Genomic DNA, 18,851 nt, shown 5'->3' on the forward strand with positions numbered 1-18,851 from the left:
CGTTTTCTAATCATCATTCTTTCGTGTATCAGACCTTTATTTCACCTATAGTCTGTACAAAAAGCAACCTCAAGCAAATACTCCAATTCACCTTAATTAAACTCTTCTGCCACAAATACGATGTTATTAAAATCAGGATCGGCTGTTGAAGTGAGGACAAAACTTTTAGGTCATTGTATTTACTTTGAACCCTCAAGGTTCCTTTTAGCAGATAAGTAAATACCAATAGTTTCTTTTATTGCTAAGTCTATATAATCCAATACTTGTTTCAATGTATATACTTCCAACTCTTCTTTTAAGTCATCTTCAGTATAGGCAAAGTCCAGTATCGCTTCTTCTTTAAATTTCTGCAGATTCTCCGACTCGATTTCAATTATGTTGTTTTTAGGAATCGGAACATTTTTCAATTCATTCTCAAGGTTCCCGCACCCAAACCATTCAATCAATTGACCGTTTAACTTCCTAAAATCGTTATGCCACCTATCAAGCAGGCCAGGATCCGCATCTACGCGGTTCTTGAAATTGTTTTTAAAATATACCTCTTTCATCCAAACATCGTCGGAAATCAAATGCGTTAAATATCCTAGTTCATAGTCACTTTGAATTACTGAAAGGTATTTTTCGGTGAAACGATTATAGTTCACTCGTCTTGTTCCATTCTCTAAACTTCCCTCTAGAAAATGGGATTCCGTTTTGTTTTCTCTTGTTAAAGCCGCATCCGGTGCAATTCCTCCTAAAAGGAAAGTCTGCTTATTTTCAATCGACAGCTTTTTGGAAACTTGATCCGCTATGATTAAATGCATGATTCGTGATCCCAACAGGATTCCCTCCTTTAACTTAAAGCTATTCTAATAGTACTTCTCGATATTTTGGCAAAGACATATCTTTTTTAAACGTCTATCTTCAGTTTCATAACACACCAACTCATGCCCTATATTTTTTCTTACCTTCCAATTTTATACTTTCGCTATCCGCTAAGAAATTCCTCTTTTTACTTGCCATTCAAGGCTCTCGTTCTAGCTTGAGATTTTAAATCGTTTACGATATGGCCTTTTTGTAATAATGGATCCCCTCAGGCCGTGCTCTTTATAAAAGCAAAGCTATACATGGGCAACGATTGTTCTTTTCTCTTCAACCTTTTTAACTTCAAACTAAGCTTCAACATTACTTTTTCCGATCCATAGTTTGCTTCGGAACATAAATTTGCCATAGAAAAACTGCATTTCCGTCGTCAGCAGTGCCAAACAACGAAAATGCAGTTCAAAATGGATTTCTTTTAAAAATCTCACATAGCTTTTTTATTAATCCATAATTGCCCAGTAGGCAGGTTTCACTTTATAATCGCGGCCAAAAACAAATGGTGCGTCCACACCGACGCCATCATTGTATTCTTCAGCACGATCATTCAACCAGGTATGGTCATCTGCAATGCCCCAGAATGTGACGCTGCTGATTTTGTCATCCAGTCTTTCATATAATTCAAACAAGTCATTATAGCGTTCTGCCTGCGCTTGGAAACGGTCTTCAGGGATTTCGCCATAAGTTGGATAAGCCGGTCTTGGCGGCCAGCCGTAAAGACTGATATCCAATTCCGTAATTTGATTGTCTAATCCAAGGCTCGCAAACATGTTGATGGAATCCTCGGTTTCCTGAAGGGAAGGCCAGCCTAATTGAATGTGCCCCTGATGTCCTACCCCATCAATCGGTACTCCATCAGCCAATAAGTCTTTAACAAGATTGTATAAATCTGTCCGTTTTGGTTCTACTTCGGTATTGTAATCGTTGATGTAAAGCTTAGCATCTTTGCCGGCATATCTTCTGGCAGTCTCAAAAGCGACTTTGATATAATCAGTTCCTGTCAATTGGTACCATTGAGATTCTCGAAGGCCGCCTCCGTCATCGATGGTTTCATTGACCACATCCCATGAATCGATGTCATTTTTATAGCGTTTGACTATTTCTTTCACGTGCTTTTCCACACGTTTAAGAACAATTTTTTTGTTTTTCTCACGTTTCTTGGCATCCGTTTCATCAACCATCGGCTTGCCGTTATTATCTAGGAAGAACCATTCGGGGACTTGGCTATGCCAAATTAGCGTATGAAAACGGACCTCCATATTATTTTCTTTCGCAAACTTGACGATTTTATCTGCTTCTTCAAAATTGAATTTCCCTTCTTCAGGCTGGATTGAAATTGGCTTCATCACATTTTCAGCCACAATGCTGTTGTAGTGATGCTTCAGCACTTCTCCGCTTTCACCTTCAAGCTGAAACGGCTCCACCGCAGCGCCAATTGCAAAGGAATCCTCGTATCGTTCATGGATCGGATCAACGTCCAAAGCCTTCAGGGAATCTTCAGCATTTGCGGAACTATTCAGTCCTGCAGGTAATAAGAGGGTCAAAGCTAAGCCGGTGATTATGGGTTTACGTAGAACTTTCAGCATTTCTATCTCTCCTTTTTACTTCGTTTTTTTAAAAAAGGTCTTCAGAAATCTCCAATCCTACCTCCTGTCTAAAGTTTTAAGATTGCAATTCATCAAAAGAAAGCGTTTTCATTTGCAAACTTAACGTGATTATACCAACGAAATGTTAGTTTGTGCATTACATAAACTAAGTTTTCAGAGTAATTAATCAAAAGGGTTATATAGTAACAGAAAACTGAAAATGGAATTTTAAAAATAAATTGACTATGTAGTTCGAAAATACTGTTTTAGGAATATAAACCCACTCAACCTTTTACCATGTAATTTATGTAGATTAAAATGATTTTACAGTAAAGCGCAGTTGCCGATTCAACTAATTTTTTTGAATGGTTCAGACATAATCACTGCAAACCATCCGGATTTCAATAAAAATGGGAACTTGTTTTCAACAAGTTCCCATTTCTTATATAGAATTTAATAGTTAATTTTCAGAACCGGTTTAATGACTGACCCATTCTCCGATTCTTCAAAAGCCTTATTGATTTCATCAAATTCAAAGAATTTTACCATTCGATCGTAAGGAAATTGTCCATTTTTATAGTAAGAAATCATTTCCGGAATGAATGTTTGTGGACTTGCATCACCTTGACTGGTCCCTGTAATACTTCCGCCTTTTAATGCCAATGCTTCCAAAGGTATAGAAAGGTTAAAATCAGTAACGACAGTAACTATTTTCCCAAAAGTATCCAATGAGTCGATTGCCTGTGCAATCACTATATCGACTCCGGTCGTATCAAGAACGTGCTGTACTCCTGCCCCAGTAATTTCTTTAATCTTTTCCGCAACATCGACACCCTTGCCACTTTTTATAGTAGCTGTTGCACCCAGCTCTTCAGCCAGTTCTAAGCGATTTTCATGAAGGTCAATTCCAATAATGTTTTTACAACCTGCAATTTTAGCAGCCATGATCGCACTTAATCCTACGGCTCCGACACCAAATACCGCAATAGAACTGCCTGCTTCTGGCTTCAGCACATTCAAAACACTACTAGCTCCGGTTTGCAGGCCACAACCTAGTGGAGCCGCCAAAGCTAAATCCATACCCTTATCAATTTTCACAACATTCCTTTGGTTGACGAGTGAGTATGTTGCAAATGAAGACTGACCAAAGAACCTGGAAACCAATGTATTCGTATCTGGATCTATGTGGCTATTGAGATTAAGTTCACCATAATACCTGCAATGTGCAGGGTGACCGCCTATGCAATTATCACATTTTCCGCAACTTGCAAATGAAACAACCACATGATCTCCTTTTTGAAGTTCAGTGACTTCAGATCCGATCTCTTCAACAATTCCGGCGCCTTCGTGGCCCAGAACTGCGGGTGGATCGACCATACCGGTGTCTCTCCCTGAAACATCCGTATGGCATATTCCGGAGGCTGCTACTTTTATTAAAACATCTCCCGAACCCAGTTCCGGCAATTCAATATCAGTGATTTCAAACGCTTGCCCTGTTTTTGGCGTGACTGCAGCTTTAATTTTCGTCATACTATCCTCTCCTTTTGTAAGGTTTGTCTAGGGGTAATACACATAAGCTTGAGCCCTGTTTTGTTTGTAGTATTCGAAGAAGCACAGGAATCAAGTAAAATAGCAATCAGCTCCAGCTCCTTCTCTTCCCGCCATCCTCATTATTCAAACGTTCTATAAGTTAAATACCGCATCGGTTTACCTTTTAATAGGCCTATGATTGTTCAATTTCATAATTATTAGATTGAGTCTCAGCAATAATAGATGATGATATACTAACTAAAAAACATATCATTTTGAAATCGTAAATACTGGAATTTTTATTGATAAAAAGCGATACGATGGCAAGCAACAGCTGTTTTCATGAATTAGTGAAGGCTAAAAAAGTTTAAATAAATTGGTGGAGATGAACTTGTTCATGAATCATAAAAAACAGATAAACACATCTTCTGATAAAGATATTTCTACTTTTTGGTTTCCAGGGCGCTGGGTCGGTGGCCTTTCCTTAATTATTGGGCCGCTCCTAACCCTTGGACATGCATTGAGAACTGTAGAGATCATTCTACAGTTCTTTTCTTATTGACCGGGGCATGAACTACTTCTGTGAAATCGTGATCTGCAAACTGTTTTTTCTTACGATTAGTCAATAGATCTCCAAGTAGAAAACAAGTAATTAATCCAGGGCATCTCGGAAAGTCCGAAAAGACGCTGACAGTTATTTTTACTCTTTCATAACTAATACAGAGACATCTTTCCAACCATAAGCTACATCATTAACTATTTTCCCTCCAAACTCGCTCGTCTTACGAAGATATTCCTTTCCTCCGAGCCGTTTATAGAAACCAAGTCCGGATTCATTTTGTTCCATTACCCACACCATTATGGAATCAATGTCTCTTTCAATAAAATGCTTCGCAATAGTTGAAACAAGTTGTCTTCCTATGCCTAATCCTCTGCATTCCGATAATAGATAAAGTGAATATAATTCTCCATTAAAATTTTCATCATTAAGACTTTTACCTGATGCAAAGCCGATAATTTTTTCTGCATCATTCACTGCAACAAAAATAAAAGGATCTTCTTCACTGTTTAAAAAATCAAGCCACTTTTGTTCTGCTTTTTCATAGGATAATTTGTCTAAGTAACTGTCTGGGACTAATCCTTGATAAGTCGTCTTCCAACTTTCAACGTAAACGCTTGCTATACCTTTACTATCTTCTTCATTTGCTTTTTTAATTTTCAAACTATTACCTCCAGTAATGCACAATGTAACTATTTTAACCTATTTTGACGCAATATATTTGCGGAAACAAGAGCAACAATCATTTTAAGAATTGAAGTCTATGCAAAAAAGGCTCGGGATAAATTACCGGAACCTTTCTTCTTCGTCCTATAGGAATGACACCTTATTTCCCTGGCAAAACCGCTTTAGCAGAAACCAACCCAGTCTCCACCAACTCTTCCCAAAAAGCAGCGGGAATAGATGTCTTCATCGCCTGCAGGTCTTCCTTGATGCGGTCCGGCCGTGTCGAACCCGTTACCACTGCTTTCATTGCAGGATGTGCTGTCGAAAACTGCAGCGCGGCATCTTTCAAGTTTACACCGTGATTGTTTGCCACATCATTGAATCGTTCGACTCTTTTTTTGATGTCAGGCGTGATTTCCTGGTAATCAAAATAATCTCCGCCGAGCAATGCACCCGAGTTGAATGCTGATCCGATTACGAGTCCGCCTTCTTTTTCCTGCGCGAGCCGCATCATCCGTTCCAAGGAACGCTCATGTTGAAGCAGCGTGTATTGTGTAGCGGACAAGCTCAAGTCCGGATGGGATTCTTCCAGTTCAAGCGCTACTTCAATCGGGGTAGTTGTATTGACACCAAGTCCCCACGCTTTGATCACGCCTTCGTCTCTGAGGCGATCCAACACCTTAAATGCTCCTTTTCGCGCTTCATCGAACTTCGTGATCCATTCATCCCCAAGAAAATCCGGCGAGAGGTCATGCACAAAAACCATGTCCAAGCGGTCTGTTTTTAAACGCTTCAGGCTGTCTTCAATCGATTTGAGTGTGCCTGCTTCCGTGTAATCCGTTTGGATCTTATTCTTGCGGCCATGCTCAAACAGCCCCTCTTTTTCTTCCTCTTCGTCCAGTATAATCCGGCCGACCTTCGAACTCAGCAGGAAGTCATCACGCTGATAGGAAGACAAAACTTCACCGAGCCTCATTTCAGCCAATCCTGCACCATAAAACGGCGCCGTATCAAAATAGCGGATGCCTTCTTCCCATGCCGACTGGATCGTCTGCATCGCTTCGTCTTCCGGAACTGCTCTGAACATATTGCCAAGCGGCGCTGTGCCGAGTCCCAGTTTGTTTTTTATAGTCAATTCGTTTTTCATTTATGGACACCTCTTCTGAAATAGATTTGGTACATATCATCTATAAGTATCTACCCGCTGGGTAATTGGCTAAACTGGCACAGTGCTTTTGCATGTCAAATCAAAAAATAGCCCCTGTGAGTCTTCACTTTACAGGGGCTATTCCAAAAGTTCCCTAGTTCTTTTTCATGATGCAACGACTCTACATTAGCGGGCCAAATTTTTCAGAATGCTTTGCCACCCTTGGCGCTGAAGATGCAAATCGTTTTGCTGTTCTGCCTCGAAGCGTTCTTCAATCAAACAGCCATAAGGTTTCTCAAAGATATCGATTCGCACGTTGCGCCCGTCACCCAACACAAAATATAATTTTTTGCCTGGTTCAATTTCCGTATAAGTACCCCAAAAATCAAAAGACTCACTGCCGTCCTTTGCAGACATTTCGTAGTGGAATTCGCCTCCGAAGGCTAAAGTATTTTCAGCGTTTGGACAATGCCAATCGTCGCTGGCGTAATTCCAAGACATAACTTTTTCAGGCGTGACAAGCTTTTCCCAAATTATCTCTGGCCGATTGCGCGACTTTTCGCGAAGGGTTATGACCTTCCCTAAATCTCCACTGGTTTCAAGCCGAGTCGCCATGCGGTCAAAAGATTTTCCCCAGTTCTCTTTAAACTCTTCGGCTTGTCCCTCCGGCAAATCTTGCTCAACTTCAAAAATACATGTGCCATCTGCCTGCGGAATAAATCGATAATTCTCGAAGGCTCCTGACCATTCTCGAGCCAAAGGGGAATCATAGTCATCGGCGCCATCCATCACCACGCCCACGTGCTTGATCGAAATAAACTCTGGCCACTGACTTTCTACAATTTCCGATAACATGCCATTTTCCATCCCATTTTCATCTTCCGCCACAAAACGAATAGCGCTGCCCTTAGTCCACTCCCCATAAAAGGTTGATCCTTCAGAGAACGTTTCTGTCCAAAAACGATAATGATCCGGATCAACCACAAGTTCCCAAAGCAGTTCTGGACCGACATCAAAAGCCCTTTCAAGGTGAATTCTAATCATGATTTTCTCCCTTCTTTCTCATGGTAATTGCACATTTGGCTTTTTCATGACAACACTTCCTGAATTGTTGGTTCATTGCAGTCCAGATCAATTTATCATATGGCCTGTGCCAAAGAGACGTTCACTTCTGTGCACCGTAAGCGGCATATAATTCCGAGAACTTGGACTTTAGTAAGTTAAGTTATGCTTTAAAAATGATTGTCCGATATGATTCCTTAAACTCAATTATACTACTGAGAAAAAATAATTTACAGACTGCTTACCCAGAATGTCTGCCTTGCACTGTTACATACCAAGGGAGGGAAATGGGAAAGGCATTCAGATAAGGAAAAACAGCAAGCAGACGAATGTAGGATTTATTGATGATGGAGACTGCTTCGGCAAAGAGGTGGCCGTTGTTAAAAAGTTAAGCACTTTATAAAAAGCAAAAAAGGACCAATTAAGGTCCTTTTTCTATCACGAAAAATTTTTCATATCTGCAGATTGTCTTTAGCGTGCTTTATAGACTTAAATTTTAGGACAAAGCCAAAACAATCTCTCTTTCTTTGTCGTCTATTTTTTGGTCTTCCCTATCCAAAGACACCAATACTTTATTGAAGCGAAGGCTTCTATCAGCCATTCCTTTGAAATATTCACCAACTTCATCAATGGTGATTTTATGGGAAATCATAGACTTGAATTCAAGTTCTCCTTTAGCCATAAAATCCAAGCTGGCCTTCCATGCAATTCCTGGATAAGGAGCTGAGTAGGAATTCCAGGATCCTTGAATCTTAAGTTCCCCCCGCATAATGTGATCCATCGTTTTTTCTTCCAGGTCTATACCGGTATGAGTGATTCCTAAAAAGATCACTCTCCCTTTTTTCTTAGCCGACAAGATGGATTGTTGTTGAGTGATGGAGCTGCCTGCAGTTTCAATTACGACATCTGCTCCTAATCCTGTATTTTTTATGATTTCTTCCACCGGATTACAAGATTTAGCATTGAATGTAAAGTTCGCACCGAGCTCTTTTGCCTTAACAAGCTTTTCTTCAAAAATATCCACCGCAATAATCTTAGCTGCGCCAAATATCCTTGCCCACTGGATTGTCAGCTGTCCAATAGGTCCACACCCCATCACGACCACTGTCTCACCGGGTTGTATGGCAGCTTTTTGCACCGCATGATAGGCAATTGTTGCCGGCTCTATCCCAGCAGCTGTTTCAAAATCTATACGATCATCGAGTTGCAGCACATGATTTTTAGGCGCTTTTACGTATTCTGCAAATGCACCATCACTTCCTGTACCAATAATAGTGTAATCATCACAAAGTCCGTAATTGCTTGATAAACAGTATTCACATTTATTACACGGAATGAGCGGTGCAACTACAACGCGATCTCCAACTGCAAGATGGCCAACATTTACGCCTTTCTTTTCCACTACTCCAGCAAACTCATGCCCCAGTATAAGCGGATATTTCCGGGCGCCATGTGACATGGCACGCGGAACATCTGAACCGCAAATTCCACAATACTTAACTTTTATCAATACCTCATCGTCATTAATTGAAGGGATATCTACAAGTTCGGTGTGAAATTCACCCAGTGAATGCAATACGGCCGCTTCCATTTTCCCATCCATTAAATCCCGTCCTTTTCACCAAGGGTCTGTAAAACTATATGATTACTTCACTTCAATAGAAGCAATTATTTTCCGATTAATCAGAAGCTCCGTTTGTCCAGGAAAGCCAAAAACAGGAGTTCCTTCTTCGCTCCAAAGTAATTGTTGTACACGGGCATGACGGTAATGGTCATACAGTGGATTGCCTTGGATTTCTTTATAAGGACGGGCGTGATAGACAAGCAAATCAGTTTCTCCGTCTTCTGCTACCGTAAAACTATTATGGCCAGGTCCATATTCTTCTGTTTTCTTATTTGATGTAAACACAGGTTCAGTCGATTTTGTCCATGATTCCGGATCCAGCAAATCACTATCGGCATCAGCCGTTAAAAGCCCCATAACATACCGGTCATCCGTTGCACTTCCCGAATAGGAAATGAATACTTTACCATTTCTGCTGATAAAAGCTGCACCTTCGTTTACAAAAAAGCCTTCCTGCTCCCACTCAAACTCTGGGGTTGATAAAAGCACCTGGTCGTTCTTTATCGACCATGGATTGCTCATTTCGGCAATGTAAAGATTTGAAATGGTGTCTTCCTCAACTTTTTGAGCCCAAACAAGATAACGTTTTCCATTATGCGCAAACGTCGTCGCATCCAATGAAAAGCTGTTAAAGTCCGTATTGACTTGCCCTTTTTCGCTCCACTCGCCTTCAAGCGGGTTCTCAGTCTCACACTCTAATACATAAGGCCTGATTGCCCATATGTCATCAATATCTCCAGCGGCATAATGGATGTACCATTTCCCATCAATATAATGAATTTCCGGTGCCCATATATGCAGAGACATGATGCCTTTTTCACGTTTAGTCCATATGACCGTTTCTTCTGCTTCCGTCAGGCCTTCGATTGATTGGGACCGCCTTAAAACAATGCGGTCATATTCAGGATAAGAACCTGTGAAATAATAATATCCGTCCGTATGTTTATAGATATAAGGATCAGCTCTTTGTTCGATGAGGGGATTAGGATATTCCAAAAGCTGTAGTTGTCCATGAACTTGGAACTTACCGGCTTCATTGTAATAATCCGTTAAAGACTCCTCCCATTTCACGGGAACTGATGCCTTATCACCGCTTTCAAATTCCACAAGGATATTTTCAGGTAAAACTGGTTCACTCCCGATGCGGGTTGTTATGACCGGTTCTTCAATCTTCAGCATCTGCAATCTCTCCTGTTTTTGTAATCTATTTCTTTTTCACTTTCTAGCAAAAGCTTTACGTTTTTACTTGTAACTTATTCAAAACTTGGGACGATAACCAGTACCACATACAAATAAATAAACTGATCGAGAAAAAAGGAATAATCCCTGGGTATGTGAGTGTCAGGTAGACTATTGAAAACATGACAGAATATATGGCGATCGTATAGTGAATTTTAACCAACCCGACGATTAACGCACTTTTCAGATGTTTAAACCATTGATTTTCAAATTGAATAAACAAAGGAAATGTCCAAGCGACTATAATAAGGTAAAAAAAAGTAATGAAATAGAAACCGAAAATCGTTCCAATCCATACACCATCATCAGTACCTTCGATAATCTTATAGTTAAGGAACAAGACCGCTCCAATTGAGGACAATGTCCATCCGATTTTGTTGGCATCTTTAAAGACTTCTTTATAATATTGCTTAAATAATTGCCTAGTAGGAATATCATGTTCTCCATCGAGCCATCTCTTCATTACTCTCAAAGCGGCAGCTGTTGCCGGGAATATTCCAAGTACAAAGAACCCACGGGCTGTATAGAAAAACCAGAATAAGTTTAAAACCACAAACCTGGTTACCCACTGAAGAATTGAATCTAGTGATGTGACTATCCCTTTGCCATTCATACTGCCACTCTCCAAGTTAAGAAATTCTTTCTATCCTTTAACGCCACCAACTGCCAATCCAGAAATAAAGAAGCGCTGGAAGTATATAAATAACACGACGATCGGAAGAATCGTCATAACAGACCCCGCAATCAATACATCGTAATTATTGCCGTATGGCGTAAGCAATGTCGCAAGTCCAACCGGCAACGTAAACATACTGTCCGACCTTAAAACCAAAAGCGGCCAAAGGAAGTTATTCCAGCTGTTCAACCCTTGTAAAATCGCCATAGCTGCGAAGGATGGCAGCATCAAAGGCATCATGATTTTAAAGAAGATACCGTACTCTGTAGTTCCATCCATTCGGGCAGCGTCCATCAATTCTTTGGGAAGCCCAAGTGCATATTGCCGAAAGAAGAACACGGCGATCGGTGCCACAATCAATGGAAGCATTACCGCAAAGTAGGTATCGATAAGCTGCAACGTGATCATCAATTTATATAACGGCAACATCAAAATTTCAAATGGCACCATGATGATGAATAGCACGAGTGTGAATATGAAGTTTTTTCCTTTGAAATCATACATCGCCAATGCGTATCCCACCATTGAGGAAAAGAAGAGGGACAAGAAAATCACAAGTGAAGATACGATTAAGCTATTTGCGTACCACTGCCAGTAGGAATCGGCTTGAGTGAAAATGAAAATATAGTTGCTTAAGCTTAAATCGCCTAGATCAAACGTCAAGCTCATTCCGCTCCGCATCAAATCTGATGATGGACGAAAAGAGGATACGATCAAACCGAATACCGGGAAAAGGGCTATAAAAGAGATAAAGACAAAACTTAAGTTGACGATCCATTTCAGGGCTTTATTTTTTTTCTTCTTCATCTATTCATCGCTCCTTTTAAAGGCTCCAGTAAGTATGAGTTGGATAAAGCTGACTGCGAAGATGATCAACATCAATACAATTCCGATAGCTGCTCCAAAGCCCATATCATTCTGTTGAATGCCTTCTTGATAGATATAGCCAATCACTGAAAGACCGATGTTTCCTGGTGAACTGGTTTCCCAGAAGACAAAGCTTTCTTCAAACATCCGGAAGCCGTTGATAATCGAAATGGTGACCACGAATATAGTAATCGGCTTCAAAAATGGCAATGTCACGTAGCGGAATTTCTTAAAGACATTGGCCCCGTCAATATCTGCCGATTCGTATAATTCTTTAGGTACACTTTGCAACGCCGCCAAGAAGTATAGTACATTGACCCCCATCCAACGCCATGAAGCAAGGGTCACCATCAGGAACATCGCTGACCATGAGTTGTACCGCCAGTCGATGGCTTCCAGTCCAAAAAATGTAACAACCTGATTTGCTACTGCTGTGTCTGATTCCCCGAACATCATACGGAAAATCGTACCTGCGACAATAATGGAAGTTAGAGAAGGAATGAATAACGATGCTCTGAAAATCGTTTTAAACCTCACTAGCTTAGAATCTAAAAATACCGCTAACAGAATCGGAATGACCACTAAGATCACAACCGTAAAGATAACGTACAAAGTGGTATTTTTTAATGCTAGGAAAAACGTGGGGTTAAAAATGCGTTCATAATTGCTCAACCCGATAAATTCAACATTTCCTGGCAATACTCGCTGGAAACTCATGATGAATGCCTGGATTGTAGGGTAAAGAGTCAGTATTAAGAAGGATAAAATAAAAGGTGAAATAAATACATAAGGTGCCACTTTTTTTGAATTTAAAAACGCCAGTTTGCTTGGCTTTTTATAAACCCTTTCACTCGGTGCTTCTTCCAGCTTATTCGTTATAGGATCGTTTACCATTTTCAATCCTCCTTTTCTGTACTCAAGATCTTTGTACGTTCTCACTCAGTTACATAGAAAACCTATGACCGCCATACGAATATGGCAGTCCAGGCTTCAATTGCATTTATTCTAATTTAATCTGACTGCCTGCTTTTAACTGCCTCTGCAGCAGCCGTCAAAGCTTCTTGAGGTGTTTGCTTCTGTTCAACCAATACATTGTATAAAACAGTGCTTTCTACTTCTTGCTGCGCACTGCTATATTCTGGTGTGTAATAAATCGGTGCAATTTCTTCGCGTATTTCTGACAGCATGTCGAAGATGCCGGTATGGAAGTAATCGTAGTATTTGTTGTCAGCTTTCATTTCTTCGTTGTCCCACACATCGAATCTTGGCGGATCGAAGCCTAGTACCGTCCATAATTTAACGTTTGCTTCTTCAGTTAATTTTGTATAAGCAAGGAACTCTTTTGCAAGATCAGCAGATTCGCTTTGGTTCGTGACTACAGTGGCAGTACCACCGATTCCTGCTGTTCTGTTCCCGCCTTCTTCCCAAACTGGAAGAGGTCTGATTTGCATTTTACCTTCCAGGTCTGGCATATAATCAATGAATCTGCCCATGTACCAGATCGGCATCATAAGAGATGCAGCTCCACCGTCGTTCATGAACCCGTAATATTCTTCAGAATGGTGGAAACCACCTGGTGCGGCTACTGCAATTTCATCTTTGTGGATCATATCTTGAAGGAATTGCAAAGTTTCAACGTTCACATCATTGTCCATGATCACTTCGCCATTTTCGTCAAAATAATTTGATCCTCTTTGGCTGATCAGTGGAAACAGAGAGAATTGTTCCGTTGTTTCAACTGTGGTCATTGATTTGCCTGTTTTCTCTGTAACTTGTTTACCAGCTTCTACATAATCGTCCCAAGTCACAATTGAATCGATATCGACGCCAGCTTCGTCCATGATTTCCTGGTTATAGTACATCACAGTAGCTCCTACATGATAATCGATGCCATAATAATTGCCGTCTTTTTCATACAGGTTAAAACGTTCCTCAACATTATTCTTAAGTTCAGGCTCCACGTAATCATTTAGAGGTTCTAATTGAACATCACCTTTTAAGAAGTTGGAAAATTGTCTGATTTCAATATCAGCTAAATCCGGTGCCCCTGTTCCAGACTGCAAGGCCAAAGACAAATTATTGTGCATTTGATCAAATGGATAAGTCTGTGCATTCAACTTGATTGGCTTGTCAGGGTTTTCTTCATTCCACTGTGTAGCAGAATCTTCAAATAGATCCATGTGCAGTTCATTGAATGTCCAAAAGCTTAATTCAGTAGCGCCTTCTATATCATCACCGACTGAAATTGCAGCATCTGCTTCACCGGCATCGCTCGAAGAGTCTCCGCCTCCACCACAAGCCGCAAGTATCAATACAAAAATCAATAGCATAAAACCAGTTAATTTCTTCAAATTAAATCCCCCTTGTGATTTTGAGTTTTGAACATTCCCCTACGTGCTTAAGGCTAATTTGCAACTAATTTAAAAGATTAAAAAGCCACCTCCTTTAAATTCTATTTTAGTTTATTAATTCCTTTTAAGCGGATCACATTCCAAGAAGTCTTCGATAAATTTACTTCCAGCAAACCGTCATTCAGTGTTGCGCTTCCGTTACTGTGAGGAGAAACCGCCTGATGACTCGCTGTATTTACTGCTTTTAAGTCTTCATTTTCGAGGACTACATGTTCCACGAGCCGGTAACCATCAAAACTCTTAACATTGCAGCTTATTGGAATGGCCTCTTGAAGATGCTTATTCACCATGAAAATGGTTACTTCTTCAGTCTCCTCGTTATAGACGGCTGCACAGTCAATATACGGGACATCAGTAAAGTCTTTGCTGTCGTATTTAGGAGAGTTTAAAATTGGTTGAAGCGAAATCCCTCTACCATATAACGACGCATGCATGTATGGATAAAAAATTGTTTGTTTCCATGACCGGCCATTGTTTTCAGTCATGATCGGCGCGATGACATTCACTAATTGTGCGAGACAAGCCATTTTCACTCGATCTGCATGCTGCAGGAACGTAATCAGCATACTGCCAACCAATAACGAATCTTCAAAGTTATAATGGTCTTCCAGTTGAGGAGGCGCAATTGTCCATGGCTCAATTTTTTGATCATTTTCTTTGGAATGGTACCAGACGTTCCACTCGTCGAAACTTAAATACATTGTTTTTCTACTCCGTTTTTTTGCCTTGATGTAATCACAAGTCGAAATGACTGTATTGATGAAATAGTCCATTTCCATATTTTTGGCTAAATAGTTGGCCGGATCGTTTGAGTAGTTTCCATAGTATTGATGGAGTGAGATGTAATCGACTTCTTCATAAGTATGGTCTAAGGTAGTTGCTTCATATTCCGGAAAAGTCGGCATATCTGAATTTGAACTGCCGCACGCTACCAATTCAATGGTTGGGTCCACCAGTCGCATGGCTTTGGCAGTTTCTTTCGCTAATCTTCCATATTCATGCGCAGTTTTTTGGCCTACTTGCCATGGCCCATCCATCTCATTTCCTAAACACCAGGTTTTGATATTGTGTGGTGCTTCGTAACCGTGCGACTTTCTTAAATCACTCCAATATGTACCACCGGGATGATTCGTATATTCAATCAGGTTCCTGGCTGCGTCAATTCCACGTGTCCCTAAATTGACTGCCATCATCACTTCAGAGTTCGTTTTTTTAGACCAATCAGCAAATTCGTTTGTTCCCATCTCATTGGTTTCAATCGTTCGCCAAGCCAATTCTAAACGCCGTGGACGATCTTCCACCGGGCCCACGCCATCTTCCCAGTTATAGGAAGACAACATATTTCCTCCTGGATATCTGATGATCGGTACATTCAACTCTTTTACCAATTCAATAACATCTTTACGGAATCCTTGCTCATCCGCCAGCGGATGGCCGGGTTCATAAATACCACCATATACTGCTCTTCCTAAATGTTCGATGAATGACCCATAAATGCGTTCATCCACCTTCGCAATTTGATGGCTCTTATCCAATATAACCGTCGCTTTTAGCGCTTCTGCCATAGCCTATCTCTCCTTTACATCAAAATCGCCTTACTGCCGCTCCAAAGCCTGTCTTCCGACAATTATAGATAGCGCTTTCATTTGAGCCAAAAAAATAATTGGAGGACTCCTTCTTCAACACGTTCGTATATCATGTTCAAATAATTCATCTTGTACGTACAATTAACTATAATACGAAACAAGACAATTTGCAACGGAATTTTCTGATTATTTTTAATTAAAAACAAAAAAGCAGCATTTCTGTTTGATGGTATGCATCAAATAGAAATACCGCTTTAAGTTCTTAAGATATGGTTATACCTTCTCCAACAATTCCATATTTTTAGTCGAACTTCTGACGATAAGTTCAGGATCATAAATCATCGAACTGGCATTGTAATTACTGGTTTTATCATGCTTAGAATCAATAAGCGCAATAATAGCATTTGCGGCCAGCTCTCCCATTTCACTTTTCGGATGGACTATTGAAGTTAATTTCACTTCTGATATTTCAGCCAACATCGAGTCGTCGTGTCCCACAATTGAAATATCTTCCGGAACTTTTATATTCTTGTTCCGCAATAACTCCAGCAGCATCATGGCAAGCTCGTCATTGTAACAGACCAGGCCCGTAATGGAGCCATCGCTTGACGCCAGCAATTTCTGAAGCTCTTCCAAGGGTTTCGTCTGTTTTTCCTCTGTATTGTATGTGATGATATGTGACTCTCTGACAGGAATATTATTTTGGCGGTGTGCTTTCAAAAAACCTTTCATCCGCTTGATGCCTTGTCTGTCATCTGTCTTAAAACAACCGACTATATTTTTATGGCCAAGCTTGATCAAATGTTCCGTCTGTAAAAGACCGCCTTTTTCATCATCCATAACTATGCTTATCGGTTCTAACTCATCGTAAAAGGCATTTATCATTATATACGGAATATCAAGTTGCTCCAATTTCAAATAATAAGAGATATTGGGGTTTGAAGACCCGCTTTTTGTCGGTTCGACTATGACGCCATCAAACTGTTGAGATAGTATTTTCTCCAAAACGCCGCGTTCCATCTCGTGGTTATTATTTGTACTGAAGATACTGACTTGATAGCCTTCTTCGCTTAGTTTTGACTCTGCTCCCCTGATGATGGAAGGGAAAATATAATCTGAAAGGTACGTAGTTACGATTGCGATGCTTTTTTGGGAGTTCGTATTGTCGTTGCTTTTTATGAGGCTTCTATCTGCACAAAACGTACCTGAACCCTGTTCACGATACAGCCAACCCGCTGATACCAGATCGCCGATCGCTAATCTGACCGTATGGCGGCTCACTCCAAATTCCTTCATCAATTCACTTTCTGAACTGATTTTTTGATTGGGCGTATAGATTCCATCGATTATGCGTGATTTAACCGCCCGCTTCACCATATTGTATTTAGTCGTCATATTGTCACCTCTTTTATAGGATCCAAATTAATGGACTGAACTTATTCGTATATGTTAAACATAGCATAATTAAAACGTAAATCAAATGAAGTCTTCTTTTAAAGATAAAGACTTGCCGATGTCGATTCGGCAAGTCTTTATAAGTAAGGCATTATTTCCACACAACCTGGCCGAGCTTCAATTCATTTCTCAACTGTCTGACAGACGTGTTTTCATCAATGATCACGCATTCGATGCCGGTCATATTGGCAAATTCGTATAATTGATCTGTCGTAACTTCAAGGGAGAAAACACTATGGTGCGCTCCGCCTGCATAGATCCACGATTCAGTCGCTTCACTTAATGAAGGCTCAGGCTTCCACAGGACCTTCGCTACAGGCAAGTTTGGCGTCTCTTCTGTAGGCCGCTCTGCTAGCACTTCATTTACGACGAGACGATACCTGCCCCGCAGTTCCACTAACGAAGCGACAACTGCCTTCCCTCCTTGTCCGTCAAAAACAAGTCGGGCCGGATCTTCTTTTCCGCCGATTCCAAGCGGATGCACAACGATTTTCGGTTTATTCGCAGCAATCGTCGGACAGATTTCGAGCATATGGGAACCTAAGATCATTTCGTTTCCTGGTTCTAGATGGTACGTATAATCTTCCATAAAGGATGTTCCTTTGTTTCCTGAGACGATTTTCATCATGCGCAACAATGCCGCGGTCTTCCAATCACCTTCCCCAGCAAAGCCATAGCCTTGTGCCATCAGACGCTGTGCTGCCAGCCCTGGAAGCTGTTTCATGCCATGGAGATCTTCAAAATTCGTTGTAAAGGCGTTATAATTCCGCTCAGACAGGAATTTCTCCAATCCCAATTCGATTCGGGCTTGCTCCATGATTGATTCCCTGACCGCTCCTTGTTCCTTAGCTTCGGCAGGCAACTCATATAATTGCTCGTACTCTGCATATAAATTTTCGAGTTCTTCATCTGTGACCTTGACCATTTCTTCAACTAAATCGCCGATCCCATAATAATCTACGGTCCACCCGAATTTAATCTGCGCTTCCACTTTATTGCCGTCTGTGACCGCGACATTCCGCATATTGTCACCAAAGCGGGCAACTCTGATGTTAAATCCTTCGGTAACTGCCACTGACGTTTTCATCCAATCGCTGATTTCATGGATGACTTGGTCCTTTTCCCAATGCCCAACGACCACTTTTCGGGCGATGTCCATTCTGGTGGCCATAAAACCATACTCACGATCGCCATGTGCCGATTGGTTCAAGTTCATGAAGTCCATGTCAATTTCCTGCCATGGAATATCCCGGTTAAACTGAGTCCCGAAATGAAGCAAAGGTTTTTGAAGTGCAGCAAGACCGGAAATCCACATTTTAGCCGGAGAAAAGGTATGCATCCACGTAATGATGCCTGCACAGTTTTCATCACTATTCGCTTCCCTGATAATTTTACGGATATCATTTGAATTGGTGAGGACTGATTTGAAAACGATTTTATATGGAATATTTTTATTGCTGTCCAACCCTTCGGCAATCGTCTTTGAGTTATTCTCTACTTCTTCGAGTGCCTCTTTGCCATAAAGGTGCTGACTTCCTGTTAAAAACCAAAATTCATAATCCCTGACTTCCAGCATAGTATTGCT

At 40.8% G+C, this 18,851-nt stretch carries 15 protein-coding genes; all 15 read right to left on the bottom strand.

Translation table 11 applies throughout. From position 1 onward, the window contains the following. Positions 1-179: 179 nt before the first annotated feature. The 15 genes from Q0785_RS06740 to araA all read right to left on the bottom strand — a co-directional run bounded on the left by Q0785_RS06740 (position 180) and on the right by araA (position 18,842). The gene (locus tag Q0785_RS06740; protein WP_298827449.1) at positions 180-818 is read right to left on the bottom strand and encodes a zinc dependent phospholipase C family protein; all 639 of its coding nucleotides are present in this window, start codon (positions 816-818) and stop codon (positions 180-182) included. Between the two features lie 483 nt (positions 819-1,301). Further along, on the bottom strand, positions 1,302-2,444 hold the full coding sequence (locus Q0785_RS06745; RefSeq protein WP_223643043.1) for an endo-1,4-beta-xylanase: 1,143 nt from the start codon (positions 2,442-2,444) through the stop codon (positions 1,302-1,304). Between the two features lie 453 nt (positions 2,445-2,897). After that, on the bottom strand, positions 2,898-3,974 hold the full coding sequence (locus Q0785_RS06750; protein WP_223643045.1) for an NAD(P)-dependent alcohol dehydrogenase: 1,077 nt from the start codon (positions 3,972-3,974) through the stop codon (positions 2,898-2,900). Between the two features lie 700 nt (positions 3,975-4,674). Beyond that, positions 4,675-5,196 carry a GNAT family N-acetyltransferase gene (locus tag Q0785_RS06755; protein ID WP_223643048.1) on the bottom strand — a complete coding sequence of 174 codons (522 nt, stop codon included), beginning with the start codon at positions 5,194-5,196 and terminating at the stop codon, positions 4,675-4,677. Positions 5,197-5,359: 163 nt separating this feature from the next. Further along, positions 5,360-6,346, bottom strand: a complete 987-nt coding sequence (locus Q0785_RS06760; RefSeq protein WP_298827469.1) for an aldo/keto reductase — start codon at positions 6,344-6,346, stop codon at positions 5,360-5,362. 186 nt (positions 6,347-6,532) lie between these two features. Further along, a complete protein-coding gene (locus Q0785_RS06765; RefSeq protein ID WP_223643052.1) occupies positions 6,533-7,390 on the bottom strand; it encodes an SRPBCC domain-containing protein in 858 nt (285 codons plus the stop codon). Positions 7,391-7,904: 514 nt separating this feature from the next. After that, positions 7,905-9,011, bottom strand: a complete 1,107-nt coding sequence (locus Q0785_RS06770; protein ID WP_223643054.1) for a galactitol-1-phosphate 5-dehydrogenase — start codon at positions 9,009-9,011, stop codon at positions 7,905-7,907. A 42-nt stretch (positions 9,012-9,053) separates the two neighbouring features. Beyond that, on the bottom strand, positions 9,054-10,211 hold the full coding sequence (locus Q0785_RS06775) for a family 43 glycosylhydrolase (protein WP_223643056.1): 1,158 nt from the start codon (positions 10,209-10,211) through the stop codon (positions 9,054-9,056). A gap of 55 nt (positions 10,212-10,266) precedes the next feature. After that, complete coding sequence (locus Q0785_RS06780) at positions 10,267-10,884, bottom strand: YesL family protein (protein WP_298827475.1); 618 nt, start codon at positions 10,882-10,884, stop codon at positions 10,267-10,269. A 30-nt stretch (positions 10,885-10,914) separates the two neighbouring features. After that, positions 10,915-11,754 (bottom strand): carbohydrate ABC transporter permease, encoded by an 840-nt coding sequence (locus tag Q0785_RS06785; RefSeq protein WP_298827477.1) that lies wholly within the window; start codon positions 11,752-11,754, stop codon positions 10,915-10,917. Next, a complete protein-coding gene (locus Q0785_RS06790) occupies positions 11,755-12,708 on the bottom strand; it encodes a sugar ABC transporter permease (protein WP_223643062.1) in 954 nt (317 codons plus the stop codon). It lies immediately after the preceding gene. A 116-nt stretch (positions 12,709-12,824) separates the two neighbouring features. Further along, on the bottom strand, positions 12,825-14,165 hold the full coding sequence (locus Q0785_RS06795; protein ID WP_298827482.1) for an ABC transporter substrate-binding protein: 1,341 nt from the start codon (positions 14,163-14,165) through the stop codon (positions 12,825-12,827). A gap of 101 nt (positions 14,166-14,266) precedes the next feature. Further along, the gene (locus tag Q0785_RS06800; protein WP_223643066.1) at positions 14,267-15,790 is read right to left on the bottom strand and encodes an alpha-N-arabinofuranosidase; all 1,524 of its coding nucleotides are present in this window, start codon (positions 15,788-15,790) and stop codon (positions 14,267-14,269) included. 294 nt (positions 15,791-16,084) lie between these two features. Continuing rightward, the gene (locus Q0785_RS06805; protein ID WP_298827486.1) at positions 16,085-17,206 is read right to left on the bottom strand and encodes a GntR family transcriptional regulator; all 1,122 of its coding nucleotides are present in this window, start codon (positions 17,204-17,206) and stop codon (positions 16,085-16,087) included. Positions 17,207-17,357: 151 nt separating this feature from the next. Beyond that, entirely contained in the window at positions 17,358-18,842 is a 1,485-nt protein-coding gene (araA, locus tag Q0785_RS06810; RefSeq protein WP_298827489.1) for an L-arabinose isomerase, read from the bottom strand. Between the last annotated feature and the right edge of the window lie 9 nt (positions 18,843-18,851).

It is taken from the genome of uncultured Planococcus sp., from assembly GCF_947501725.1.
Classification (GTDB): domain Bacteria; phylum Bacillota; class Bacilli; order Bacillales_A; family Planococcaceae; genus Planococcus; species Planococcus donghaensis_C.